Here is a 23,697-nt window from a genome sequence, read left to right as displayed (position 1 = left end):
ACCGCCTCGTCGGCGCCCGCACAGATCCGCGACCCATTGGTTAGCGCCGACGGTTGGCGTCGTTCGCCGCGCTGGGCGCCGGCTGTGTGGAGGGCGCCGGGGACACGGTGCGCCGACTGCCTTGGGTCGGGGTGCCGTGGGGACTTTCGGGTAGGGCGGGCAGGTGGGCGCTGCGGCGCAGGCGCCACACCAGCACGTCGCTGATGGAGGTGGCGGTGTCGAGCTCGCGCCGTCGGGTGGCTTCGGCGAGCAGGGCGGCCGGGTCGTGGCCGGCTCTGCGGGCGTCGTCGAGGGTGGTGGCCAGGGCGGGCCAGCCCGGCTCGGTCCGGATTCGTTCGGCCAGCTCTGGCAGCACTTGGTGGAGAAGGTCTGCTTGCCGCTGCCGGATACGCGGGGCCAGACGATGGCCTCGCTGGCGCAGGAGGGCCATGGGGTGGGCTGCGGCGGCTTGGTAGGCGGCGCGGAGGTGTTGGGCGGCTTGTTCGGCGGCGGCTGCCTGTTGGCTGTGGTGCTTCCTGGCGTGCCAGTTCGCTGCGGCGGTGGCGAGGAAGAAGGCCATGTCGATGAGCATGGCGGTGGTGGCGCCGTCTTCGCCGCGGCCGAGGGCGGGCCCGCTGTGGATGAGATCGCGGGCGGCCTGTCGCAGGGCGCGGTCGTGCCCGCGTACGGCCTTCACATGGGAGCGGCTGGCACGCTCGAACACGAACGCCGCCTCGCGCAGCTGAGCGCGGGTGTGGGCGGCGGAGGTCTGGGCGAGCGCGTCGAGGAGCTCCCCGGCTGCGGCGATCTGGGCTGCCGCTGTGCCCTCGTCGCCGTGGTCGATGATCAGCAGAGCCTGCCAGGTGGCGGCGGAGGCCCGGCGCCGCGCGAACGCGGGACCAGTCACGTCCGGCAGGGCGGGTTGCTCCGGCCTGGAGCCGTCTGCCGAGGCGGCCGCCTGCGCGGGATGGGCCCAGCGTTCGCGGATGCGGGGCAGGGACAGATCGGGTGCGAGCGTGGAGCCCGCGTAGAACACCGGCTCCTTCTCACCGTTGCGGTCATCAGGCAGCGCGATCTTGTAGCCGAGCAGGTCACCGGAGGGCGCGATGCGCTTGCGGATCAGAAGACCGGCGGCGGCCAGCCGGTCGAAGAACTCCTCCTCGCTCGTCGCGCCGGCCACCGCACGCCGTACGGTCTCCCGCAGCTCCTCGCGCGCCGGGCGCTCCCGACCATCGCGTTCGGCCTTGTGCCGCTCCGCACTGGTGGCCCGCTTGGCGGCGGTGCCGTCCCCAGGCGCGACCTGGTGCAGGCCGAGTCCCTTCTCGATCAGGCGGCACTCGGCCTGGGCGCGTTTGCCGGAGCGGTGGTGATCGGGGCGGCGGCCGTCCTCGCGGATCAGGGTGGCGATGATGTGGATGTGGTCGTCGGCGTGCCGGACGGCGGCCCAGCGGCAGCCAGCGCCGTCGCCAGGGTCGATGCCGGTGGCGGCGACCATGCGGCGGGCGATATCGCCCCACTGCTCGTCGGACAGGATCGGGTCGTCTGGGGCGGCGCGCACGGAGCAGTGCCAGACGTGCTTGTCGGGACGCTGGCCCGCATCGAGCAGCGACAGGGGCTGGTCGAGGAGGTGCTGGAGGTCCTTCTTCGTCACCGAAAGGTCGCGGCCGGGGTCGGGGGCCATGCCGTCGAACGAAGCGACCAGGTGCGGATCGACGTGCTCCTCGTGGGTGCCCTTGCCGTAGAGGTAGTGCAGGAGGCCGAGGGTGTTGCTGCCCTGCTTGTGGATCCGAGGGATCAAGCCGTCTCTTCCTCCTGTCGGTGCGTGATCCTGTCGGCTGCCCGCTGGGCGGCCTGCGCGGCGCGCTGCAGATCTTCGAGAGCCGCGGCGAAGTGTGGTGCGTCGGCACCGGAGTTCAGTGCCTTGGCGATTTGGTTGACGTTGCTGCCGGCCCAGCCGAGCTGGCGGCGTACGCCGAACAGCGCGGTCAGGACATCTCGCTCGGTGGCGATGGCCGCCGCGGTACGCGCTTGGTCGCGGGCGGCGGCCAGGGCGGAATAGGCGAGGAACCCGGCCACGCTCATGCCGACGTGGTCGGCGCCGGCCTGGATGATGGCGAGTTCGTGCTCGTTGAGGCGGACGCTGTGGGCGGGGCGCTGCTTCTTGTCGCGCGGGCGTGACTTTCCCTTCTTGGCCTTGCCCTTGTGGCTGGCCTTGCCTGGCTGCGGTCCGCCCTCGGTCGCAGCCTTCCCGTCCGGCGCCCCCTGGCGCACGTCGGGCCCCGCCACCCCCGGGGCGGGGTCGGGTTCGGGCGCTCCCCCAGCGGGGGAGTGTCCGGACCTCCAACTTGCTCCGCTTGGGCCAGGCGTCATCTCCCGCGTGACGGCGGTGTCGTTGAGGGCCGTGGAGGTGGGATCGTGCATGTGCTCTCCGAATCGGTGGGGGAGTGGGCGTGGGTGGTGTCAGGTTGGGGCGGGATCCCCGCGGCTTGCCTCAGTGGGGATGGCTGGCGCGAGCGGTCTTCAGCTCGGCCTTGACGGTGCGGACGACCTCGGCGGCGCGGTCGCTGGAGATGCGGTAGCCGTCAGCGCGTACAGCCGCCTCCAGCAGGTCGCGGGAGAGACGTTCGGTGTCCTGGTGGATGCGGTGGGCGTACTGGACGAGGACGTCCCAGGAGGCGTCGGGCTTGCGGCCCGGCCGCTTCGGTTTCGCTTCGGCGGCGTTGCCCGGATCGGCCCCCGTTGCCTCGCCCGCTATCGGTTCCGGGCGGTCGGCTGGGGCTGCGGGGTGTTGCGGGCGGTCACCGGAACTCGCGCTGGAGCGGTCTGCGGGTTCCGGGCGGGCGGATTGCGAGCGGGCTGCCCGGTGAGCGTCTTCGCTGCCCGCATTCGACGAGGAAGAGCCGCCCGCCGTCTTCGCCCGCTTCGGAGAGATGGCGCGCGGGCGGGCCTGCCCGGAAGTGCTGGGGATGTACGAAGCCGGGGCGTGCCAGCGCGGGGGCAGGGTGATGGAGGCGAGGCCGAGGGCTTGCTTGCGAGTGGCGAGCTTACGCAGCAGCAGCTCGTCCTGGAGCGGGTCACCGTCGACGTCGGCCCGCTCCAGCGCCTCGTGCAGGCGATAGGAGAGGCGTCGGCCACGCAACCTGCCGCGCTGTCGCTCGGTCATCGCTTCGGCGCGGAGGATCAGGGCGACGGCTTCGCTCAGGGCGCGCTCGCGGATGAGCCGGGCAGCGTCGGCGTCCTGGTCGGCGATGCCGAGCCGGGCCAGCAGCCGTTCGCGGGTCTGTCGGACGAGGACGGCGGCCAGACTGCGGGAGGCGGCCTGGGGGGTGCGGTGGCGCAGCTCGATGCCCATGGCCAGGTGCCACAGCATGGCGGCCATGACCGGGCCGATGAGAGCGCGCACAGTGCCGCCGACGAGCCCGAACTCGGCATAAGCGGGGATGATCTGCACGCCGGTGATTACCCACACCAGGGCGCCGGGGAGGCCCGGCGCGCGTGCAGGCCCGTTGAGGTTCTGGCGTGCCATCAGGGCGGTGGCGAACAGGGCGAGCTCGGCGGTAGCGAACATGAAGGCGCGCTCGACGGTGCTGCCCATGTCCAGGTAGTCGGCGGCGAAGCGCCAGCTCGTGTCGGCGCTGTAGGCGGTGCAGCCGAGCGCGGCCATGGCCGCGACGGGCACTGCGACGGTGCCGCGCCAGCGGTTGGTGCCGGGCGCCCGGCGGCGCTGCTGGCGGATCAGCCATCCGGCGAGCAGGCCGAGCAGCACGAGGGAGATAAGCAACATCACGGTCGTCGTCGGGGACGTGGCCCAGTCGGGGAGGAGCGGCGTGCCGCTTGCCCGGGTAGCCAGGGGGACGAGGGCGAGAGGAGGCAGGAGGGGGCTCCAAGGTGTGAGAGGAGACGGGAGGGCAGGACTGTCATGGCAGTGCGTTGAGCGGCCCCCGCGCGCGAGGCCGGGCGCGGGCCAAGGCAGGTGTGAGCGCGGGCGGCGCGGCGAGGCGGGCGGCCGGTCAGGCGACGGGCGCGGTGCGGCGTCGTCGGTCGGGGCCGTCGAGGATGACGCGCTCGGTCATCTCGGCGAGGCGGGAGGCGACGCGGTCACCGAGGGCGCCGCGTAGCTGCTCCATCGGGAGATTGGTGGTGATGAGGGTCGGGAGCATGTGCTCGTACCGGTGGTTGATGAGCCGGTAGGTCAGCTCCTCGGTCCACTCGCTCGTCTTGGCCGCACCGAGGTCGTCCAGGACAAGCAGCGGGCACCGCGCCAGTATCTGCAGGTCGCGTTCGGCGTCGTGGCCGGCGCGGGGCCGCAGGCGAGCGTGGAGATCGGCGGTGGTGGTCGCTTCCCAGCGCAGGCGGACTCCTCGGGCGAGCAGGGTGCGGATGGCTCCGTACGCCTGGTACGTCTTGCCCGTGCCCGTGGGGCCGGCGATCAGCAGCGACGGGCCTTCGGCGATGCCCGGCCCACCGGGGCCGGGGCGTCCGGCGTGGGCGATCTCGTCGGCCCAGGCGGTGACCTTCGGGTGGTCGGCCAGGGCTCGGCGGTAGCGGGCGGGGATCCTGGCGTCGGCGAGTTCCAGCGCGGTGACGGGCTCGGCGTTCCCTTCCTCGACAGCGGCGGTGGCGAGGTCGATGCCGCGACTGGCAAGGATGCCGTTGAGCCGGTCGGCGAGCGGGCCGACCCGATGGGGCTCGCGGGTGAGGGTGGCGGTCAGAGGTCACCTCCGTAGGCGGCTTCGACATCGGCGGGGTTTGTCCACGCCCTGTGGACAACCGGCGCGGTGGGGGCCGCGTTCATGGCTTCGTGCACGAGGCTCGGCAGCGTGCTGGGGTGCAGGCCCTTGGCGCGATGCAGGTCGAGCCCTGCCCGGACGTGAGCGGGCGCGATGCCCTCCTCCAGCAGCTTGCGTGCCTCCCGGCCGAGATGGCCCAGGACGTTCCCGGGCGGACGGTGTGCGCAAGCGGCGGCGTACTCGGCGATGAGCTGGTTGGCCGAGACGGTGCCGGGTGCGGGGGCGCTCGCGCCCCCCGAGGGGGTATCTCCTAGATCCATGATCCTAGGTCCTAGATCCGGACCGTGAGGCGTCACCGCTCCCTCACTGAACCCTCCCTGCCGTCTCACGGAGGACTCCGTGAAATCGCTCTGACCTGTGGTTTCCTCATTTGGGGCGGGATTCACCGCAGGGTTGTGTACTTGCCCGGAGCCCTCACGGAGGGTTCCGTGAGACAGCGGTGCGGGCTCCGTGATGCCAGCCCCCGCAGTCGGCGTGCCGACGCCGGTCGCGGTGCGAGGCGGCGTGTCGTGGTGCGGGCAGGCGGGAAGGCGGCTCGTGCTGGGGCGGTTGATCTTCTGATGCTGCCGCCAGGTGACGATGTGCAGGTAGCGCTTGTCGTCCGGGCCCTTGTAGCGGCATATCAGCCCGGCGTCGGCGAGCTGGGCGAGGTCCTTCTCGACGTCGGCGGGTGTGTGTTCGGGGCGCAGGACCCACAGCTGCCCGGCGATGATCGCGGCGTGGTCGCGGTGGCGGCCCTGGTCGTCAGCCTGGGTGAGCAGGCCGAAGAAGGTGCGCTCGGCGGTCAGGGAGACGGCGGCCAGGGACTCGGAGACGAAGGCTTCGGGCTTGATGGTGCGGATTCGTGCCAAGAGGGGCGGTCCTCACTCGGTGACCGGTGGGCTGGGTGCCCACGGTTCACCGTCGGTCGGGGGCGGGACGGGCGTGAAGGGGCGGGGATGTCCGGCCGTTGGCGCGGGAGCGTTGATGGCCGCTCGCGCTTTCCGGGCGTCGTCAACATAGCCACACCCAGGTCGCGCGAGTCCAGCCCTTACCGGCGCAATCTCTCACGGCAGAAATGCCGCTGGAAAACGAGTCGGCGAGGGCGGTGCGAAAACGGTAGGGCACGATCGCCGGTTGACCAAACAGTTGCCCCGCGTCCCGAGCCAGAAGGATCACATCGGCAAGCCGTTGACGTCCTGCGAGCGACGAAGCTACAACACAACACCCCACGTCAGAGAGGTTCTCTGGTGTCGGGACCGGTTCGGGGATCCGGCCTTGCGCCAGTACCCCGACCGCCTCGCTCACCGATTGAGCGCGGCGCAACATAGCCGACGATCGCCGGTTAACCAAACCGGTGAATGCACGCTACAACTGGAGCCATGGCAGCACGATCTCTGGAAATAGGGCCCGCAGGAATGCTGGCGGCTCGCACTATCGAAATCCTCCGCACGGAACGCGGCCTTGGGCAGCGCCAGCTCGCCGCGCGATGTACCGCTTTGGGTCGCCCTATGTCCAACACGATGCTGTCCCGCATCGAACTCGCCAAGCGGCGATGCGATATCGACGACCTCGTCGCCATTGCCGAAGCCCTGCAGGTATCGCCCGCCGCCCTCCTCCAGGGCCCGGGCGCCGCCTGAGCCGCTCACGCATCCGTCCTCGCCCTCGCGATCAGGAGCCGCCCCCCTTGCACCGATCCACGCCCGCGCCCGTTCACCACAGGCTGTCCGACGCCCCTCCGCCCCGCCTCTACCGTCCCGAGGAGATCGCCGACACCCTCGGCTGCTCGGCCTGGTGGGTCAAGGACCGAGCACGACGGCGCCTGATACCGCACACCCGGGTGGGCCGTGCCTACCGCTTCACCGCCGAGCACCTTGCGGAGATCATCCGCCTCTACGAAGAGCGGCCGGCCAAGCCTGCACAGGCAGCCGCAGGGGCGACCGAGCCGTTCTCCGCGCCCGGTGCGCAGACCGGCTCCGCGCAACCTCGTCGCCCTGTCGTTGCTCCGACGACCCGCCTACGATCCCGTCCCCCGCGTCGACAACAGCAGTACAGCGCTGTCGCGTGACCCGAGCGAATCTGCCGTAGACGAGACAAGGAAGAAGGGGACAGCGGGACTTGGGTTTCGCGGAGAAGCGCGGAAACTACTGGCGCGGCCGGTACAAGGTCGCGCCCGGCAAGCACAACACGGTCGTCGACGAGAACGGCAAGGCGATCAGGTTCGCCACCAAGGGCGAGGCCCAACGGGCAGCGGCTGAGGCCGAGAACAAGTACCGGCGCGGCGACTGGCGCGACCCGGCCCTCGGCCGGGAGACCTTCGGCGAGTACGCGAACCGCTGGTACGAGGCCCAGGACCTGGCGGCCTCCACCATGCAGAACTACAAGCGCCACATCGAGGAGCACCTCCTCCCCGACTTCGAGGACAAGGCGCTCGCCGGCATCCTGCGCACGGACGTCGACCTGTGGGAGAAGAAGGAGAAGGCCGTGTACGCGGCCTCCAGCGTCAAGACCTGGCGCTCGACGCTCCACCTGATTTTCGAGGACGCGATCGACGAGGGCCTGATCACGTCCAACCCGGCCGCCCGGCGGCGTGGACGGGGTAAGCGCGCTGGCCGTTCCCGAGATCGCGGCCCGGAGAAGGTGGTCACCGACGCGCTCGGCATCCTGCTGACCGCCGAGCGCGCCGCCCTGCTCTCCGGCCGCGACGACGAGTTCGTCGCCGTGGTCCTCAAAGGGTACACCGGCATGCGCTGGGGCGAGATCGTCGGCCTGGAGACCGCGTTCGTCCGCCCTGGGGCCGTCCGTGTCGAGTGGCAGCTGTACGAGCTCGACACGGGCGAGCTGGTGCGCTGCCCGCCCAAGGACGACAGCTACCGCACCATCGACTCGATGGACTGGCTGTCCGCGCTGGTCGCCAACCACATCGCCCGCACGAAACCCGTGCCGTGCCCCTGCCACGGCAAGACATACGTCTTCCGAGGGCAGGGCGCGGCCCGCACAGGCGGCCACCAGGGCGCGAAGCTCGTCGACGTCGCCCGTCGCGCCGGCGTCTCGACCGGCACGGTGTCCAACGTCCTCAACCACCCCGAGCGCGTCACCGAGGCCACGCGAGAGAAGGTCGAGCAGGCCATCACGGACCTCCGCTTCGTCCGGGGCGGCGTCGTGCCGGAGCATGCCGCCCACTGGCGCAGGAACGGTTTCGTGACGTGGCTGTTCACGCCGGCGGTCTCTGGCTGGTACCCGAAGAAGGCGCCGCAGGAGCCACGGCCGGTGCCCTTGCTCGGCGAGCCTTGGCCCGGCGTCCCGGCCCGGGGGCGGGGTGCCAGCGAACGGGCCGAAGCCTGCTGGCTCCCGATAGCCAAGGGACTCACGCCCCACGGCCTTCGCCACACCCACCGGACGATGATGGAGGACCTGGGAACCGAGAAGGTACTCATGGACGAACGCATGGGCCACATCGACGGCTCGGTCTCGGCACGCTACGCCCACGTCACCCCAGGCATGCGTAAGCGCCTCATGCTGGGGCTGACCGAGCAGTGGGAGGCAGCACTCGACGCACGTTTGGCCATGAGTGGCACGTCACCAGTGCGCGTGCTGAGTGATCTCCTGCGGGCACGCGAGGTGTCACGTGTGCCCATCAAGTCGTAGCAAACAGAGTGCTGTGCCCTCCAGCGACCCCTGCCGGAGGGCACAGTCATGTCCCCGAAGCCTGCGCGAGGCCGTCGTCTCGGCGCGGTCGGCCATGGGGGGCACGTAGATCGCTTGGTCGTCCGGGGCCGACCCACGAGGCGTCTGCACCACGAAGATCGTCCCCCTTGTCATCATGCGACACCGCGTCCGCCGTACGACTGCGCCGGGGGGACTCATTCCTGCGGCCCAGGTCTCGACCCGTCCTGCCGTGGCGCGACAAGTCGGGACTGCACGTAGCGGCCTGACGGGCGTAGGTGCCGCTCCGGATCACGGATACCGGCGATCTCTCCCAGCCCGATTACATACGGCTTCAGCCGTTCCTGCAGTTGGCTGAGCTCTACGCGGAACGCGGCGTGCTGTGGCCACTCGGACTCGTCCTGGTCGGGGTGACGGTCTTCGAAGTCCTTGAGGCTGGGGTGCCACTTGGCCAGGAACGGAGCGAGCTCGAAGTTGAGGATATCCAGCGCCAGTTCGTACACCGAGTCCCCCTTGGCGGGGGAGGAGGGGTTGTGTAGCCCTCCAGGGGCTCGCGATAGAGATCGAATAGCGTCTTGAGTGAGGTCAGGGCCTCGCGCAGGTTCCCGCTGCCTTCTTCCAGCGGGCGAGTGGCCACCCGGGTGGCGGCTTGGAAGAACATCCGTTGCGCGGCCTGACGCATGTCCGCCTTGGTGGTGAACGACATTTCGTTGCCGAGGAAGATGAGGCGGACTTCTGTCAGCTGAGCTGGCCTGCGGTACAGCTCCAGACCGAGGACTGCGGCGACGCCGATTAGACACCCCACGATGACCGACAGCCGCTGCCCGCCGGTCTGGCTGATCGAGTATGCGGCAATACCGATCACGCTGCCCATAACGCCGGCTAATACCGCGCGCAACGCCACGCGAACTGCGCCACTGCCTCCCCGCCCACTCCACCTGGCCATCGGTCCCCCTGTCGTACTGACTCCGTCTTGAGTGGCGTCCCTAGCATCTGACACGACGGCCACCTCCCGTTCTCCGGGGCTCGTGTGCTCCCTTCTCCGGTGAACGTGGCCATGCCACTCTAGAGAGGGTGGGCTGGCAGCTGACTCGGCGACAGTGCTCCCGGGCTCAAGCTGGGCCTTCTTCTCTAACCACATCAGCGATCTGCCGTGCGATCTCCTCGATGGAGTATTCGCTTGTGCTCATAGCCACTTTGTCCGCGAGCGAGGGGCTGTAGCGCCGGACGTCATCAGCACTCAGGTTGTGCCAGATCGGCAGGAGCGACTGCTCGCCAGCCACGTTGCGGGTGACGAGTCCGTCGAGTTCGTGGTTGGTCCAGCCTTTGGCGAAGAACGGTTCGGAGAGCACGACGATGCCGAATCGGCTTGCCCTGATCCCTTCATCGATCTTGCGGCGGAGGCTGTGGCCGATCCGCATCTGGGCTTCGTCGAGCCAGACAGTCACGCCAAGCTTGGCAAGTGCGTCCCGAAGGGGTCGGGCAACAGCGCCTTTGTCCTCAGACGCGTGGGAGATGAAGACGTCCCACGTCTGGCCCCCGAGCACGTCCCCGGCAGGCTCCTCCGGCTCATGGACTGCGACGGAGCGGGCCGGGCTGCCCTGTGCTTGCTGAGCCGGGGGGAGGAAACCCCGCGGAGGCGGCTGGACCTGGACAGAGGCGGCGATACGACCGGAATAGCCACCCAGGTCGATGGCCACGACCCAGTGTCCGTTGCTGGGGATGGTGATCCGGTGAGGAGAGCGAGTGACACGACCGCCCAGGTATCGATACGTCCTCCCTGACTTGTACTTGCTGTACTCGCTGCGCATCATCACCTGGACGTTGGCTTGGTTACGCAGAGTAATGATGACTGCGGAACCTCCCTTGAGGTTGCCGAGATCTTTGTAGAGGTGGTCCACGGTTGCTCCTGGGAACGTACGGCCGAGCACGTCTCAGGGTAGGGACCGCCACTGACAATCGGAGGGTGATGCGGAGCAGGGGCAACCCCCTGTCGGTGGGACGCTCGACTCCCGTCGGTGGCGAGTCCTTCGGGGCAGCGCTCGCGGGAGCCGCCTGGGAGCCGGATTCCGTAGTCGGCTCCCAAACGGCTCCCAAAACGGGGCCACAAAGCAAATCAGGCCCGGCGCTGATCTCTCAGCACCGGGCCTGACCTGGTGTTTCAGCTGTCGGGGTGGCGGGATTTGAACCCACGACCTCTTCGTCCCGAACGAAGCGCGCTGCCAAGCTGCGCTACACCCCGATGTCGCCGTTTGTCCCGGCGACGTCGTTTACTTTAGCCCACCGGGGCCCTGAGGCGAAATCCGGTTCTCGCGGCCCCGGACGTAGGGACGGACGCGGTCCAGGCCGACGACGGTGATCGCCAGGATGTAGAAGCCCAGGCCGAGGCGGACGGCGTTGCCGAGCACGCCGTCGTAGCCGTGGGCGGCGACGTCGAGGAAGGGGTACGGGTAGCGGGCCGGGGCTCCCGGGGCGAGCAGCGAGCCCCGGGTCAGGGCGAAGAGCAGGTACGCCAGCGGGTACAGCAGCCAGAGGGTCGCGTCCCGGGGACGCAGGCCGCCCGGGCGGGTGAGGAGCAGCCAGTCGAGGGCGACGCCCAGCGGGGTGGCGGTGTGGAGGAGCTGGTTGGCGAGGGACTGCCAGCTGGAGAGCGCGGCGATCTCGGCGGTCATCGCGAAGCCGCTCGCGTCGTCGGCCAGCACCAGGTGGTAGACCAGGCCGGTGATCGAGATGAACAGCAGCGTGCCGCCCGTGACGCCGGCCGGTACCGGGGGGCGGCCTGACCAGGCGCGGCGGGCGGAGACGGCGAAGACGACCGCCACGAGGACGTTGCTCTGGATCGTGAAGTAGCTGAGTACGCGCGCCGGGCTGCCGAGCACCAGGTCGATGACGACCCCGGTGAGTGCGGCCAGCGCGATCAGCGCGCGGAAGACGGCCGCGTACGGGCGTCGCACCGGCGGGGCCACCGCCGATGCGGGCACATGCGTCCAAAACGGGGCAGACATGGCCCTACCGTAAGGGGCGGGCCGGAGCCTCGTTCAGTCCTGGGGCGTGAGCGTCAGGAGCGTCGCCTCGGGCGGGCAGGCGAACCGGACCGGGGTGTAGCGGCTGGTGCCGCACCCCGCCGAGACGTGCAGGTGCGCGGTGTGGCCCCCGGCGCGGTGCGTGGACAGGCCCTTCACCCGGTCGGTGTCGAGGTCGCAGTTGGTGACCAGCGCCCCGTAGAACGGGATGCACAGCTGTCCGCCATGCGTGTGACCGGCGAGGATCAGCGGGTAGCCGTCGGCCGTGAACGCGTCGAGGGACCGCAGGTACGGGGCGTGCACGACGCCCACCGACAGGTCGGCGTCCGTCTCGGGGCCGCCCGCGACCCGCTCGTAGCGGTCGCGCTTGATGTGCGGGTCGTCCAGACCGGTGAAGGCGATCTCCAGGCCGTCCACCTTGAGCCGGCCCCGCGTGTTGGTCAGGTTCAGCCAGCCCGACGCGTCGAACGCGTCCCGGATCCGCTCCCACTCGTTGTGCACGGCTCCGACGACCGGGGCGTTGCCGTTGAGGCCGTGCCGGCCCTGCACCTTCTCGATCAGATAGCGGGCCGGGTTGCGGAGCGTCGGCCCGTAGTAGTCGTTGGAGCCGAAGACGTACACGCCGGGGTAGTCGAGCAGCGGTCCGAGGGCGTCCAGGAGCTCCGGGATGGCGTCCGGGTCGGAGAGGTTGTCACCGGTGTTGACGACGAAGTCGGGCCGCAGACCGGCCAGCGACTGGAGCCAGGCGCGCTTCTTGCGCTGCCCTGCGACCATGTGGACGTCGGAGACCTGAAGCACCCGCACCGGCCGTGTGCCGTGCGGCAGTACGGGCACGGTGACCCGTCGCAGCCGGAAGGAACGGGCTTCGAAGCCCGCGGCGTAGACGAGGCCGGCCGCGCCGACCGCCGCGACTCCCGCGGTGACTTTCAGGGGTACTCCGTATCGCGCGCGCATGGTGCCATCGTCGCAGACCGGGGACCGCAGGGCGGCCGCGGTGAAATGTGCGGGCGTGCACATGGACCCACCTGCCACACTTGTCCGCATGACCACGCTCAAGTCCAAGCTTCAGGAAGACCTCACCGAGGCGATCAGGGCGCGCGACGAACTGCGCTCCTCGACGCTCCGGCTGACCCTCGCCGCCATCACCAAGGAGGAGGTCGCGGGCAAGGCAGCGCGTGAGCTCTCGGACGACGAGGTGCAGAAGGTGATCGCCAAGGAGGCGAAGAAGCGCCGCGAGGCCGCCGATGCCTTCGCGCAGGGCGGTCGTGCCGAGCAGGCCGAGCGGGAGAAGGCGGAGGGCGTCATCCTCGACGCGTACCTGCCGCAGCAGTTGACGGACGACGAGCTCCGGCAGATCGTGTCGCAGGCCGTGGACGAGGCCAAGGCGGCCGGAGCCGAGGGGCCGCGCGCGATGGGTGCCGTCATGAAGATCGTGAACCCCAAGGTGGCGGGCCGCGCCGAGGGCGGCCGGGTGGCCGCCGTGGTCAAGCAGCTCCTCGCGGGCCAGTAGGCCGGCAAACCCCCGCCGCGCGGTTCCTGTGCGGCGCCGCGGCGGTGCGGCCGCCCCGGGGCTGAGCACGCGCGGCGGCCCCCGGGCTCAGGAGGCGCGGCGGCCCCCCGGCTCAGCACTCGCGGCGGCAGCCTGGGGCTGAGCACGCGCGGCGGCCCCCGGGCTCAGGAGGCTCGGCGGCGCTCCTGGGGCTGCGGAGGCGCGGCGGCCCCCGGGGCTCAGGAGGTGCGGCGGCCCCCCGGCTCAGCACTCGCGGCGGCTCCCGGCGCGGGCCGAGCACGCGCGGCGGCAGCCTGGGGCTGACAAAGGGCGGCGGCCGGGGCTGCGAAGACATGACGAGAGGGCGCCCGGCCGCATCGGCCGGGCGCCCTCTCTCGTATCGGTCGGTCAGCGGTCTCCGCCGCCGGGGCCGCCGTTCCCGTTGCCCGGGCCGCCGGTGGCGTCGTCGCCGCCGTCGGTGCCGCCGAGCAGATCCGGCGGGATCGAGATGCCGGGGAACGGGTCGTTGTTGCCGCCGCCGGACGTACGGCCCGGCTTGTTGTCGCCGCGCCCCTTGTCCTTGTCCGGCTTCGGCGCGTCCGGGATGTAGACCTGGGTGAACTGCGGCGCAGGCTTGCCGTCCAGCGCGCCGGTCATGGCGTCCTTCCAGATGGGGCCCGGCACCTTGCCGCCGAAGACCTTCTCGTGGTACTGGCCACCGATGGTGATGTACTCCATCTCCACGTCCTGGGCGGCACTGCCGACCCACACCGCGCCGGCCAGGTTCGGGGTGTAACCGACGAACCAGGCGTTCTTGCGGCCGTCCGTGGTACCGGTCTTGCCCGCGTTGTCACGGGACGAGAGCCCGGCCTGCTGACCCGTACCGGAGTCGATCACACCGCGCAGCAGCTCGTTGATCGTGTCGGCGGTCCGCTCCGACATCGCCTTGGAGCACTTGGTCTGCGGCACCTTCATGCGCTTGCCGTCGGCCGTCTTGATGGACTCGATGGCGACGGGCGTGCAGTACGTGCCGCGGTTGGCGAAGGTCGCGTACGCGTTGGCCATGATCAGCGGCGACATGCCCTGGGAGCCGAGGGTGAGGCCCGACGGGTTCTCGGGCAGCTTCTTGTCGTTGCCCATGAGCACGCCGAGCTTGTCGGTCATCTCCACGACCGGGCACATGCCGATCTCGCCGAGCATCTGCACGAAGTAGGTGTTGACCGACTTCGCCATCGCCTCCTTCAGCGCGTACGGGCCCACCTCGGAGGTGTTCTCGTTCTCCACGGTGAAGCCGCCGTTGTTCACCCACGGCCTGCCGCCGCAGGACGCCACGGACGCCGGGTACGGCATCTTGTACGGCGACGAGTAGACCTGCGTCGGCGGCTTGCCCTGCTCTATGGCCGCCGCCGCCACGAACGGCTTGAAGGTCGAACCGGTCGGGAAGCCGAAGTTCGAGCCGCCCATGCCCTTGTTGACCGAGTAGTTGATCTGGGTCTCGTTCCGCCCGAAGCCGTACGGCTTCGACTGGCCCATCGCGACGATCCTGCCCGTGCCCGGCTCGACCATCGTGACCGCCGACGCGACCTTGTCGCTCTGGTAGACGTGATCCTTTATCGACTCCTGCGCGGACTTCTGGGCCTGCGGGTCGAGCGTGGTCCGGATGGTCAGACCGCCCCGGTTCCAGACCTTGTTCCGCTCCTCCCGGTCCTTGCCGAATACCGGGTCGGAGAGGAAGACCTCACGGACGTAGTCGCAGAAGAAGCCGGCGCCGTCGACGGCGGTGATGCAGCCGTTCTTCGGCCTGCTGACCTTCAGGCTCAGCGGGCTGGCCTTGGCCTGGTCGGCTTCGGTCTGGCTGATGTCGCCGACGGTGGCCATGCGCTGGAGGACGATGTTGCGCCGCTTCGTCGCCTCTTCGGCGTCGTTGACGGGGTCGTAGCGGCTCGGTGACTGGACGAGCCCGGCGAGCATCGCGGACTCCGCCAGGGTCAGCTCGGACGCGTGCTTGGAGAAGTAGCGCTGGGACGCGGCCTCGATGCCGTACGCCTGCTGCCCGAAGAACGTGATGTTGAGGTAGTTCTCCAGGATCTTCTTCTTGCCGAGCTCCTCCTCGACCTGGATCGCGTACTTCAGCTCCTGGATCTTGCGGCCGAGGGTCTGCTGGGTGGCCTGGGCCACCTTGTCCGGGTCGTCGCCCGCCTCCTCGACGAACACGTTCTTCACGTACTGCTGGGTCAGCGTCGAGGCGCCCTGGGCGACACCGCCGGACTGGGCGTTCCGGTTCAGCGCGCGCAGGACGCCCTTCAGGTCGATGGCCCCGTGCTCGTAGAAGCGCGAGTCCTCGATCGCGACGATCGCCTTCTGCATGTACGGGGAGATCTTGTCCAGCGGGACGACGGTCCGGTCACGCGAGTAGACGGTGGCGATCTGGCCGCCCTTCGCGTCGAGGATCGTGGTGCGCTGACTCAGCGGGGGCGTCTTCAGGTTCGAGGGGATCTCGTCGAACCCCTTGACCGTGCCCTTCGCCGCGAGCCCCAGCGCTCCGGCGGCGGGCAGCGCGATGCCCGCCAGCACGGCTCCGGAGAGCACGCTGACACCGAGGAACTTGGCGGCCTGCTGGGTCCGGGACAGACCTCCGCCCGAGCGCTTCTTTGGCATGAAGGCAGCCTAATCCGTCGCCGACGGCGTTCCGCAGGAGCGGGGGCCTCTCGGAGCGTTCGAGTACCAGACCGTGACATCCGGAACCGGTCGTAGCGGTAGCGGTAGCCGATCACCTGGGGCGACGGGGCGACGGGGCAGCCGGGCAGGGGACAGTCGGGCCGTGCGGACCTCGGCTGGAGGGCTGGAGGGCTGGAGGGCTGGAGGGCAGGCGGGGGTTCCCACCGATATAGCGGGTCGCCGATATAGCGGGTCGCCGATATGGCGGGTCGCCGATACGGCGGTCGTCGGCATGGGAAGCCGTCCGGCCCGGCGGTCGGATTCCTCGCGCGGCTACGTTCCCATTCGCCGGACACGCGGACATGCGTTGGCCTAAGCTGGTCACAACTGTCACAGCAGTAGCGGTCAGGAAGCAAGCCCCCTGCTTCCTCGCCCCTGTTGTGGCTCTGGGCGGTGCCCGTTACTGAGCCGTCCCGTCATTGCCGCCGTCGATTGCCCCTGTCATCCCCGTAGCCGAGATCCTTGCTGTGCGCCGGGCCGCCTGGTCCTGACGGGCGGGTTCCCGGTCTGCGCACCGCGCATCGATGGATGCCCGTTTTCATCCCTTGTGTTGTGAGGTGTCGAGTGTGGCGCGTGTGAAATGCCCCAGTTTGCTGGGTTCATCTTGTATGTCTATCGGTCACTCCCCTGGGTGATCTGCCGCGTACGCATAGTCCGTTCGGACCATTCAAGATTGGGCCCGAAGGGGGTGTTGCGCTGTGCCTGCCTTCCGTAACGTCCTCAACTGGCAGCGGTGAATATGCCGCTACCGCCGTGGGGGAGCCTCGATTCGGGAGAGGACGGCGCCGGTATGGGCTGGGTAGCTGACTGGAGTGCGCAGGCGGCCTGCCGCACTACCGATCCGGATGAACTGTTCGTACAAGGAGCGGCGCAGAACAGGGCCAAGGCGGTGTGCACCGGATGCCCGGTGCGGACCGAGTGCCTGGCCGACGCGCTGGACAACCGCGTCGAGTTCGGCGTGTGGGGCGGCATGACGGAGCGCGAACGGCGTGCGCTGCTGCGCCGCCGGCCGACCGTCACCTCATGGCGCCGGCTTCTGGAGACCGCGCGTACGGAGTACGAGCGGAGCGCGGGCATCCTGCCCGTCGCGCTGAACGACGACGAGACCTACGAGACGTACGCGGCGGTGGGCTGAACCGCGCGACCGGACTGAGCGCGCGGGTGGCTGAACCGCCGACCCGGCGTCGGCGCGTCGGCCCCGGCCCGCCCGACGGCTCGCCGCACCATAGACCCACGCCGCGGCCTACGGTGCCTCGCGGCCTACGGTGCCTCGCGGCCTACGGTGCCTCGCGGCCTGGCTCGCGACCCGCGATGCTTCGCGACCTGCGATGCCGCGCGGTCGATGGTGCTTCGCCGCCCGGCGGCCCTGACCGTACGGCGGTGTTCCGTGGCCCGGGCGGTCTGCCCTACGACGGGGCGGCGCCCCGCAGCCCGATGGACCTCACGGTCCGACGGCGCCTCGCGTGACCGCGCCCCTGCGCGTACGCGCGACCGCGCCCGCCGTCACCACGTCCGTGTTCACCGTGCCCGTCGTCACCGCGCGGCCGACCGCCCACCGGACGACGAGCCGCCCGTGGACGTGAGCCGGTCGCCGATGGCCCGAAGCCCCGCGAGGTCGTGGACGTCGCCGGGCAGCGCGGCCACCTCGGTCACCGCGACCTCGGGGTGGAGCGCGGTGAAGCGGTCACGTGTTCGCTGTTCACGTGCGAGCACCTGCATCCGCTCCGCATGCAGGCGCAGCAGACCCGCCGTCAACTCCGCCACGGCGGGCGACGTACCGGTGACGGTGGTGGTGCCGGTTGTCGATTCGGGTTCGGGGGTCCCGGGAGAGGCGGCCTCCCGGCCACCCCCACGAGTCTGCCCGCCCCCCTGATCCACAATGCGGCCCTCGTCAAGATTTTCCGCGGCGGCCAGGGCCCGCTCGGCGGACAGCCGGGAGGCGCCGCTGCCGTGGACCCGGTTGAGTACGAGCCCGGCCAGCGGCATCCGCTCCGCCGCCAGCCGCTCCACGAAGTACGCCGCCTCCCGCAGCGCGTCCCGCTCCGGCGCCGCCACCACCAGGAACGCCGTTCCCGGCGCCTGGAGCAGCCGGTACGTGGCGTCCGCCCGCGTACGGAAGCCGCCGAACATGGTGTCCATCGCGGCCACGAACGTCTGCACGTCCCGCAGCAGCTGACCGCCCAGCAGCTTGCCCAGCGTCCCGGTCATCATCGACATGCCGACGTTCAGGAACTTCATCCCCGCCCGGCCGCCCACCTTCGCGGGCGCCATCAGCAGCTTGATGAACTTGCCGTCCAGGAACGACCCCAGCCGCTTCGGCGCGTCCAGGAAGTCCAGCGCCGAACGGGACGGCGGCGTGTCCACCACGATCAGGTCCCACTCGTCGCGCGCCCGCAACTGGCCCAGCTTCTCCATCGCCATGTACTCCTGCGTGCCCGCGAAGCCGGCCGACAGGGACTGGTAGAAGGGGTTGCCCAGGATCGCGCGGGCCCGCTCCGGATCCGCGTGCGCCTCCACGATCTCGTCGAAGGTGCGCTTCATGTCGAGCATCATGGCGTGCAGCTCGCCGGTGCCCTCGACGCCCTCGACCCGCCGCGGGGTGTTGTCCAGCTCGTCGATCCCCATCGACTGCGCGAGCCTGCGGGCCGGGTCGATGGTCAGGACGACGACCTTCCGGCCGCGCTCGGCCGCCCGTACGCCGAGCGCTGCGGCGGTGGTCGTCTTGCCGACGCCGCCCGCACCGCAGCACACGATGATGCGGGTAGCCGGGTCGTCCAGCAGCGGATCGACCTCGAGCCGCGGCGGCACGTCGATGCCGGGGCCGGGGCCGGAGTCGGGGCCGGAGCCGCGCTCGCGGTCGAGGTCGACGGCTGTGCGACGGTCACCGTCACGGTCGCGGTCCGCCTCGCGTGTCATGCGCCCACCCCCAGCTTCCGCAGTTCCTTGGCCAGCCGGTACAGCCCGGCGAGATCGGCGCCCTCGCCGATGAACGGCAGTTCGTACGCCGGGACGTCCAGCTTCGCCAGCGTCTCGCGCTGCTCCCGCTCCAGCTCCACCCGCTGGGCGTGCTCGGCCGCCTGCGCGATGAGCGGGGCGACGAGCCGGGCCCCACCGCTCACCCCGGCGGCGGTGAGCGCCCGGGCGATGTCCTTGCGGTGGTCGCCCGCGGCCGCCCGTACGGCGTCCTCGTCCAGGACGTGCGGGCGGACCATGTTCACGATGACGTTGCCGACCGGGAGGTCGGCCGCGCGCAGCTCGGCGATACCGTCGGCGGTCTCCTGGACCGGCATCTCCTCCAGGAGGGTCACCAGGTGGACGGCCGTCTCCGGGGACTTCAGCACCCGCATCACGGCCTGTGCCTGATGGTGTATCGGACCGATCCTGGCCAGGCCCGCCACCTCGTCGTTGACGTTCAGGAAGCGGGTGACACGGCCGGTGGGCGGCGCGTCCATGACGACGTGGTCGTACACGTAACCGCCGTGCTTCTCCTTGCGCCGCACCGCCTCGCACGCCTTGCCGGTCAGCAGGACGTCCCGTACGCCGGGCGCGATGGTGGTCGCGAAGTCGATGGCGCCGAGCTTCTTCAGCGCCCGGCCCGCGCCGCCCAGTTTGTAGAACATCTGGAGGTAGTCGAGGAGCGCGCGCTCGGCGTCGATGGCCAGCGCGTACACCTCCCCGCCGCCCGGCGCGACGGCGATCTTGCGTTCCTCGTACGGAAGCGCCTCGGTTTCGAAGAGCTGTGCGATGCCCTGTCTGCCTTCGACCTCTACGAGGAGGGTCCGCTTGCCCTCCGTCGCGAGGGCGAGAGCGAGGGCGGCGGCGACCGTCGTCTTACCGGTACCGCCCTTGCCGCTGACGACCTGGAGCCTGCTCACACCAGCGAGCCTAACCAGTCGTGTCGCGGCCCACGCAGGAGGCTGCCTTCGGGGGCGTTCGAGGGGCGACGGGGGAGCGGCTACAGTCGGCTCCATGACCAAGTGGGAATACGCGACCGTGCCCCTTCTCGTGCACGCGACGAAGCAGATTCTGGACACCTGGGGCGAGGACGGCTGGGAGCTCGTCCAGGTCGTCCCCGGCCCGAACAACCCCGAGCAGCTCGTGGCCTACCTGAAGCGGGAGAAGCCGTGACCGGGCGCGTCGAGGCCGCCCTCGCCGAGCGGGGGCTGACGCTTCCGCAGGTGGTGCCGCCGCTGGCCGCGTACCAGCCGGCCGTGCGGTCCGGCGCGTACGTGTACACCGCGGGCCAGCTGCCGATGGTCGAGGGCAAGCTGCCGGTCACCGGCAAGGTCGGTGCCGAGGTCACGCCGGAGGAGGCCAAGGACCTCGCGCGGATCTGCGCCCTCAACGCCCTGGCCGCCGTCAAGTCGGTCACCGGCGACCTGGACCGCATCGCGCGGGTCGTGAAGGTCGTCGGGTTCGTCGCGTCCGCCGCGGACTTCACCGGGCAGCCCGCCGTCCTGAACGGTGCCAGCGAGCTGCTGGGCGAGATCCTCGGCGACAAGGGCGTGCACGCGCGCAGCGCGGTGGGCGTCGCCGTACTGCCGCTGGACGCGCCGGTCGAGGTGGAGCTCCAGGTCGAACTCGTCCAGGACTAGGACACGCCGTCCCGCCCGGTCGTCCCGTGGACGGCACTCGCCGGGGAGCTCCCGGTAGGCGTTCCGTGGACGGTCCTGGGCCGGGGTACGGCTCGTGGACACCCTCGTACGGCCCCGTGCCCCCGCCCATGGCGGGACGCGGGGCCGTCGTCGTACGGGCGACCCCTCGAACATCCGGACCGATCCGCATAGGCTCCGGCCATGTCCAATGGTCAGTGGTATCCGCCGGAATGGCCCGACCGTATCCGCGCCCTCGCCGCCGGCGAGCTGACGGCCGTGACGCCCAGACGGGCCGCGACCGTGCTGCTGCTGCGGGACGGCGCCGACGGCCGGCCCGAGGTGCACATGCTGCGCCGACGCACGTCCATGGCCTTCGCGGGCGGCGCGTACGCCTACCCGGGCGGCGGCGTGGACCCGCGCGACGAGCAGCCCGTCCGCTGGGCCGGCCCGTCCCCGGCCGACTGGGCGGCGCGCCTGGGAGTCGCCGGGGCGGCCGAGGCCCAGGCGATCGTGTGCGCCGCAGTACGGGAGACGTACGAGGAGGCGGGCGTCCTCCTGGCCGGGCCGGACCCTTCGTCGGTGGTCGGCGACACCACGGGTGACGACTGGGAGGCGGACCGGGCCGCGCTGGTCGCCCGTGAGCTGCCGTTCGCGGAGTTCCTCGACCGGCGGAAGCTGGTCCTCCGTTCAGATCTGCTGGGCGCGTGGGCGCGCTGGATCACGCCCGAGTTCGAGCCGCGCCGCTACGACACCTGGTTCTTCGTGGCCGCCCTCCCAGCAGGGCAGCGCACCAGGAACGCCTCGACGGAGGCCGACCGCACCGTGTGGATCCACCCCGCCGACGCGGCGGCCGGATACGACCGGGGCGAGCTGCTGATGATGCCGCCGACGATCGCCACGCTCCGCACCCTCGCCTCGTACGGCTCCCCGCTCGCGGCCCTGGACGCGGCCCGCGACCAGGATCTGACGCCGGTCCTGGCGCACGCGCGCGTGGAGGGCGACGAGGTCGTCCTGAGCTGGCCCGGCCACGACGAGTTCACCAAGCACGTGCCGGGCGCCACCCCGTCCATGCCCGACGGGCCCCCGTCCGTGCCCGGCGCCGACCGGTCCGTGTCCGACGGGGCCCCGTCCGCGTCCGATGAGCCTCTGCTGTCCGTCTCCGATGGGGCCCCGTCCGCGTCCGGTGGGCCCCTGTCCGTGTCCGATGGGTCCCTGTCCGTCTCCGATGGGGCCCCGTCCGCCTCCGGTGGGTCCCTGTCCGTGTCCGATGGGGCGCCGTCCGCGTCCGATGAGCCCCTGCTGTCCATGTCCGATGGGGCCCCGTCCGTGCCCGGCGCCGGCGCGCCCACCGGAGGTGCCGTATGACCGACGCAGCCGCCCTCCCCGGCCAGCCGCGCGGAGCCGTGGTCTCGGGTCCCGCCACCGCGCGGGCCGTCAACGTCCTCGCGCCGAACCCGTCCGTGATGACCCTGGACGGCACCAACACCTGGCTGCTGTCGGAGCCGGATTCCGAACTCGCCGTGGTCGTGGACCCGGGCCCGTTGGACGACGGGCACCTCCGGAACGTGCGCGACACCGCCGAGCGGCTCGGCAAGCGCGTCGCGCTCACGCTCCTCACGCACGGCCACTCCGACCACGCGGAGGGCGCCGCGCGGTTCGCCGAGCTGACCGGGACGCGGGTGCGGGCCCTCGACCCGGCGCTGCGTCTCGGCGACGAGGGTCTCGGCGCGGGCGACACCGTCCGGGTCGGCGGGCTGGAGATCCGCGTCGTCCCCACGCCCGGCCACACCGCCGACTCGCTCTGCTTCCACCTGCCGGCGGACCGGGCGGTGCTCACCGGTGACACGATCCTCGGACGCGGTACGACGATGGTCGCCCACCCGGACGGGCGTCTCGGCGACTACCTGGACTCCCTTCGGCGCCTGCGCTCGCTGACCGTGGACGACGGGGTCCATACGGTGCTGCCGGGGCACGGTCCGGTCCTCGACGACGCACAGGGGGCGGTCGAGTTCTACCTCGCCCACCGCGCCCACCGCCTCGCCCAGGTGGAGACGGCCGTCGAGGACGGGTACACGACGGCGCCGGAGGTCGTGGCACACGTGTACGCGGATGTGGACCGGTCCCTGTGGCCCGCGGCCGAACTGTCCGTACGGGCCCAGCTGGAGTACCTGAGCGAGCACGGCCTGATCTAGCCGGCGCGGCCTGGTCTGGCGGGCGCGGCCCGCTCCAGCGGGCAGGGCCTCCTCTGGCGGGCGCGGCCCGCTCTGACGGACGAATCCGGTACGGATCCGCAACCGTCCGTACAAGGTCCGGACCGACAGGATGATTTACGCTCCCTTTACGTCCGGCCGCTGAGCCGTACGGCCGTACGCGTTCACACCATGGGGGGTCTCCACATGTTCGTCCTGTCCATCCTGCTGCTCGTCGGTGCGGCGGTGCTGTACTTCGTCGCCCGCGGCGGTGACAGCCACCGCGGCTTCCGGCTCGGCGCGGTGGGTGCCCTGCTCGCCGGAGTCTTCGCGGGCCTCGCCAGCTGCCTGCACGTCATCAGCGCGTACGAGGTCGGTGTCCCGGTCACCTTCGGCAAGGTCGGCTCGCCGATGACGTCCGGCATGAACTTCACCTCGCCGTTCACCACCGTCACCACGTTTTCCACCCGCCCGGTGGACCTGAACCTCTCCGACAAGGACGTGGTCGAGGTCCGCTCCTCTCAGGGCGGCGTCATGTACGTCGAGGTGACCGTGAAGTGGGCGGTGACCCCCGCCAAGGCGGTGGAGTTGTACCGGCTGGCGGGCAGCGAGTCCGCGATCCAGCAGCGGCTGGTGTTCCCGGACAGCCGGGAGATCATCCGTAACGTCTTCGCCCGCCACACGAGCGAGGAGGGCTACGCCTCCGCCCGCGAGAAGATCAACACCGAGATCGCCGACCTGATCAAGGAGCGGCTCGCCCCGCGCGGCATCGACGTGACGACGGTCAACCTCCGGAACGTGAAGCCGTCGGACCAGCTCCAGAGCCAGATCGACCGCAAGATCCAGCAGGAGCAGGCCACGGAGCGGTCCCAGGAGGCTGCCCGTACGGCCAAGGCGGAGGCCGAGCGCCGCCGTGTCGAGGCCGAGGGCATCGCCAGGGCCAACAAGATCCTCAACGACTCGCTGACCGAGAAGGTCCTGCTCAACCAGTGCATCGACGCCTTCAAGGAGGCGGCGGCGAAGAACCCGGTGTACGCCGTTCCCTGCGGCAGCGGAAGCGGTACCCCGGTGATCGTGGACGGCAAGAAGAACTGACGCCGCCACGGCGGTACGGACGGACGAAGGGCCGCCCCGGGTGACCGGGGCGGCCCTTCGTCGTGCTGCTGTGCTGCGGCTCTTCTGCTGTGGCGCCGCCGTGCCGCGCTGCCGTCCTGGCGCTCTGCCCGCCCGTCTCGGCGCTCTGCCTGCCGTCCGGACGGGCTGCGGTCT

General features: G+C 70.8%; 21 protein-coding genes, 1 tRNA gene and 1 pseudogene. 10 read left to right on the top strand and 13 right to left on the bottom strand.

The annotated features are described in order from the left end of the window. Window positions 1-40 precede the first annotated feature (40 nt). The 5 genes from ACGF5U_RS11940 to ACGF5U_RS11920 all read right to left on the bottom strand — a co-directional run bounded on the left by ACGF5U_RS11940 (window position 41) and on the right by ACGF5U_RS11920 (window position 5,620). On the bottom strand, window positions 41-1,777 hold the full coding sequence (locus tag ACGF5U_RS11940) for a relaxase/mobilization nuclease domain-containing protein (RefSeq protein WP_392709896.1): 1,737 nt from the start codon (window positions 1,775-1,777) through the stop codon (window positions 41-43). After that, entirely contained in the window at window positions 1,774-2,250 is a 477-nt protein-coding gene (locus tag ACGF5U_RS11935; protein WP_392709895.1) for a plasmid mobilization protein, read from the bottom strand. The genes ACGF5U_RS11940 and ACGF5U_RS11935 overlap by 4 nt, the downstream gene beginning before the upstream one ends. 220 nt (window positions 2,251-2,470) lie before the next feature. Next, a complete protein-coding gene (locus tag ACGF5U_RS11930) occupies window positions 2,471-3,763 on the bottom strand; it encodes a hypothetical protein (RefSeq protein WP_392709894.1) in 1,293 nt (430 codons plus the stop codon). Between the two features lie 226 nt (window positions 3,764-3,989). After that, window positions 3,990-4,691, bottom strand: coding sequence for an ATP-binding protein (locus tag ACGF5U_RS11925; RefSeq protein ID WP_392710622.1), 702 nt, complete (start codon window positions 4,689-4,691; stop codon window positions 3,990-3,992). Then, window positions 4,688-5,620 (bottom strand): hypothetical protein, encoded by a 933-nt coding sequence (locus ACGF5U_RS11920; protein WP_392709893.1) that lies wholly within the window; start codon window positions 5,618-5,620, stop codon window positions 4,688-4,690. Before ACGF5U_RS11920 ends, ACGF5U_RS11925 begins: the two co-directional genes overlap by 4 nt. Before the next feature lie 510 nt (window positions 5,621-6,130). On the opposite strand from ACGF5U_RS11920, the gene ACGF5U_RS11915 reads away from it, so the two are divergent. Genes ACGF5U_RS11915 through ACGF5U_RS11905 form a run of 3 tightly spaced genes read left to right on the top strand, consistent with a single transcriptional unit; the run spans window position 6,131 to window position 8,396 of the window. Then, window positions 6,131-6,388: a helix-turn-helix transcriptional regulator gene (locus ACGF5U_RS11915; RefSeq protein ID WP_282696159.1), complete on the top strand. Its 258-nt coding sequence runs from the start codon at window positions 6,131-6,133 to the stop codon at window positions 6,386-6,388. 47 nt (window positions 6,389-6,435) lie between these two features. Beyond that, window positions 6,436-6,816 carry a helix-turn-helix domain-containing protein gene (locus ACGF5U_RS11910; RefSeq protein WP_392709892.1) on the top strand — a complete coding sequence of 127 codons (381 nt, stop codon included), beginning with the start codon at window positions 6,436-6,438 and terminating at the stop codon, window positions 6,814-6,816. 50 nt (window positions 6,817-6,866) lie between these two features. After that, entirely contained in the window at window positions 6,867-8,396 is a 1,530-nt protein-coding gene (locus ACGF5U_RS11905) for a LacI family DNA-binding transcriptional regulator (protein WP_392709891.1), read from the top strand. A 215-nt stretch (window positions 8,397-8,611) separates the two neighbouring features. On the opposite strand, the gene ACGF5U_RS11900 is transcribed toward ACGF5U_RS11905, so the two are convergent. The 5 genes from ACGF5U_RS11900 to ACGF5U_RS11880 form a co-directional block, all read right to left on the bottom strand. Beyond that, entirely contained in the window at window positions 8,612-8,917 is a 306-nt protein-coding gene (locus tag ACGF5U_RS11900; protein WP_392709890.1) for a hypothetical protein, read from the bottom strand. A 609-nt stretch (window positions 8,918-9,526) separates the two neighbouring features. After that, the gene (locus ACGF5U_RS11895; RefSeq protein WP_392709889.1) at window positions 9,527-10,315 is read right to left on the bottom strand and encodes a DUF1883 domain-containing protein; all 789 of its coding nucleotides are present in this window, start codon (window positions 10,313-10,315) and stop codon (window positions 9,527-9,529) included. A gap of 267 nt (window positions 10,316-10,582) precedes the next feature. Further along, window positions 10,583-10,656: transfer RNA gene (locus ACGF5U_RS11890), tRNA-Pro, on the bottom strand. A 28-nt stretch (window positions 10,657-10,684) separates the two neighbouring features. Next, window positions 10,685-11,419, bottom strand: coding sequence for a Pr6Pr family membrane protein (locus tag ACGF5U_RS11885; protein WP_392709888.1), 735 nt, complete (start codon window positions 11,417-11,419; stop codon window positions 10,685-10,687). Between the two features lie 33 nt (window positions 11,420-11,452). Next, window positions 11,453-12,391, bottom strand: a complete 939-nt coding sequence (locus ACGF5U_RS11880; RefSeq protein WP_392709887.1) for a metallophosphoesterase — start codon at window positions 12,389-12,391, stop codon at window positions 11,453-11,455. 88 nt (window positions 12,392-12,479) lie between these two features. Here ACGF5U_RS11880 and ACGF5U_RS11875 point away from each other — a divergent pair, with 88 nt between their 5' ends. Continuing rightward, window positions 12,480-12,947 (top strand): GatB/YqeY domain-containing protein, encoded by a 468-nt coding sequence (locus ACGF5U_RS11875; RefSeq protein ID WP_392709886.1) that lies wholly within the window; start codon window positions 12,480-12,482, stop codon window positions 12,945-12,947. Window positions 12,948-13,334: 387 nt separating this feature from the next. Here the strand turns inward: ACGF5U_RS11875 and ACGF5U_RS11870 are convergent, their stop codons facing one another. After that, window positions 13,335-15,584, bottom strand: coding sequence for a transglycosylase domain-containing protein (locus ACGF5U_RS11870; RefSeq protein ID WP_392709885.1), 2,250 nt, complete (start codon window positions 15,582-15,584; stop codon window positions 13,335-13,337). Between the two features lie 850 nt (window positions 15,585-16,434). Between ACGF5U_RS11870 and ACGF5U_RS11865 the strand changes: the two genes are divergently transcribed. Further along, window positions 16,435-16,779, top strand: coding sequence for a WhiB family transcriptional regulator (locus tag ACGF5U_RS11865; protein WP_175408568.1), 345 nt, complete (start codon window positions 16,435-16,437; stop codon window positions 16,777-16,779). Window positions 16,780-17,177: 398 nt separating this feature from the next. Here the strand turns inward: ACGF5U_RS11865 and ACGF5U_RS11860 are convergent, their stop codons facing one another. Both ACGF5U_RS11860 and ACGF5U_RS11855 read right to left on the bottom strand, forming a co-directional pair. After that, a complete protein-coding gene (locus tag ACGF5U_RS11860) occupies window positions 17,178-18,560 on the bottom strand; it encodes an ArsA family ATPase (protein ID WP_392709884.1) in 1,383 nt (460 codons plus the stop codon). Next, entirely contained in the window at window positions 18,557-19,519 is a 963-nt protein-coding gene (locus tag ACGF5U_RS11855; protein ID WP_392709883.1) for an ArsA family ATPase, read from the bottom strand. The genes ACGF5U_RS11860 and ACGF5U_RS11855 overlap by 4 nt, the downstream gene beginning before the upstream one ends. A 94-nt stretch (window positions 19,520-19,613) precedes the next feature. Between ACGF5U_RS11855 and ACGF5U_RS11850 the strand changes: the two genes are divergently transcribed. The 5 genes and pseudogenes from ACGF5U_RS11850 (at window position 19,614) to ACGF5U_RS11830 (ending at window position 23,523) form a co-directional block, all read left to right on the top strand. Next, a complete protein-coding gene (locus ACGF5U_RS11850) occupies window positions 19,614-19,772 on the top strand; it encodes a DUF4177 domain-containing protein (RefSeq protein WP_019992579.1) in 159 nt (52 codons plus the stop codon). Beyond that, a complete protein-coding gene (locus tag ACGF5U_RS11845; RefSeq protein WP_392709881.1) occupies window positions 19,769-20,239 on the top strand; it encodes a RidA family protein in 471 nt (156 codons plus the stop codon). The genes ACGF5U_RS11850 and ACGF5U_RS11845 overlap by 4 nt, the downstream gene beginning before the upstream one ends. 201 nt (window positions 20,240-20,440) lie before the next feature. Beyond that, window positions 20,441-21,319 (top strand): annotated as a pseudogene (locus ACGF5U_RS11840) (NUDIX hydrolase); the annotation flags it as partial. Window positions 21,320-21,600: 281 nt separating this feature from the next. Continuing rightward, window positions 21,601-22,431 carry an MBL fold metallo-hydrolase gene (locus tag ACGF5U_RS11835; RefSeq protein WP_392709879.1) on the top strand — a complete coding sequence of 277 codons (831 nt, stop codon included), beginning with the start codon at window positions 21,601-21,603 and terminating at the stop codon, window positions 22,429-22,431. Window positions 22,432-22,635: 204 nt separating this feature from the next. Beyond that, the gene (locus ACGF5U_RS11830; RefSeq protein ID WP_392709877.1) at window positions 22,636-23,523 is read left to right on the top strand and encodes a prohibitin family protein; all 888 of its coding nucleotides are present in this window, start codon (window positions 22,636-22,638) and stop codon (window positions 23,521-23,523) included. The last annotated feature ends 174 nt before the right edge of the window (window positions 23,524-23,697 follow it).

The organism is Streptomyces sp. NPDC047886 (assembly GCF_043204435.1).
Taxonomy (GTDB): Bacteria; Actinomycetota; Actinomycetes; order Streptomycetales; family Streptomycetaceae; genus Streptomyces.
Note: the sequence above shows the minus strand (reverse complement) of the source record. Positions and strands in the feature narration are given on the sequence as shown.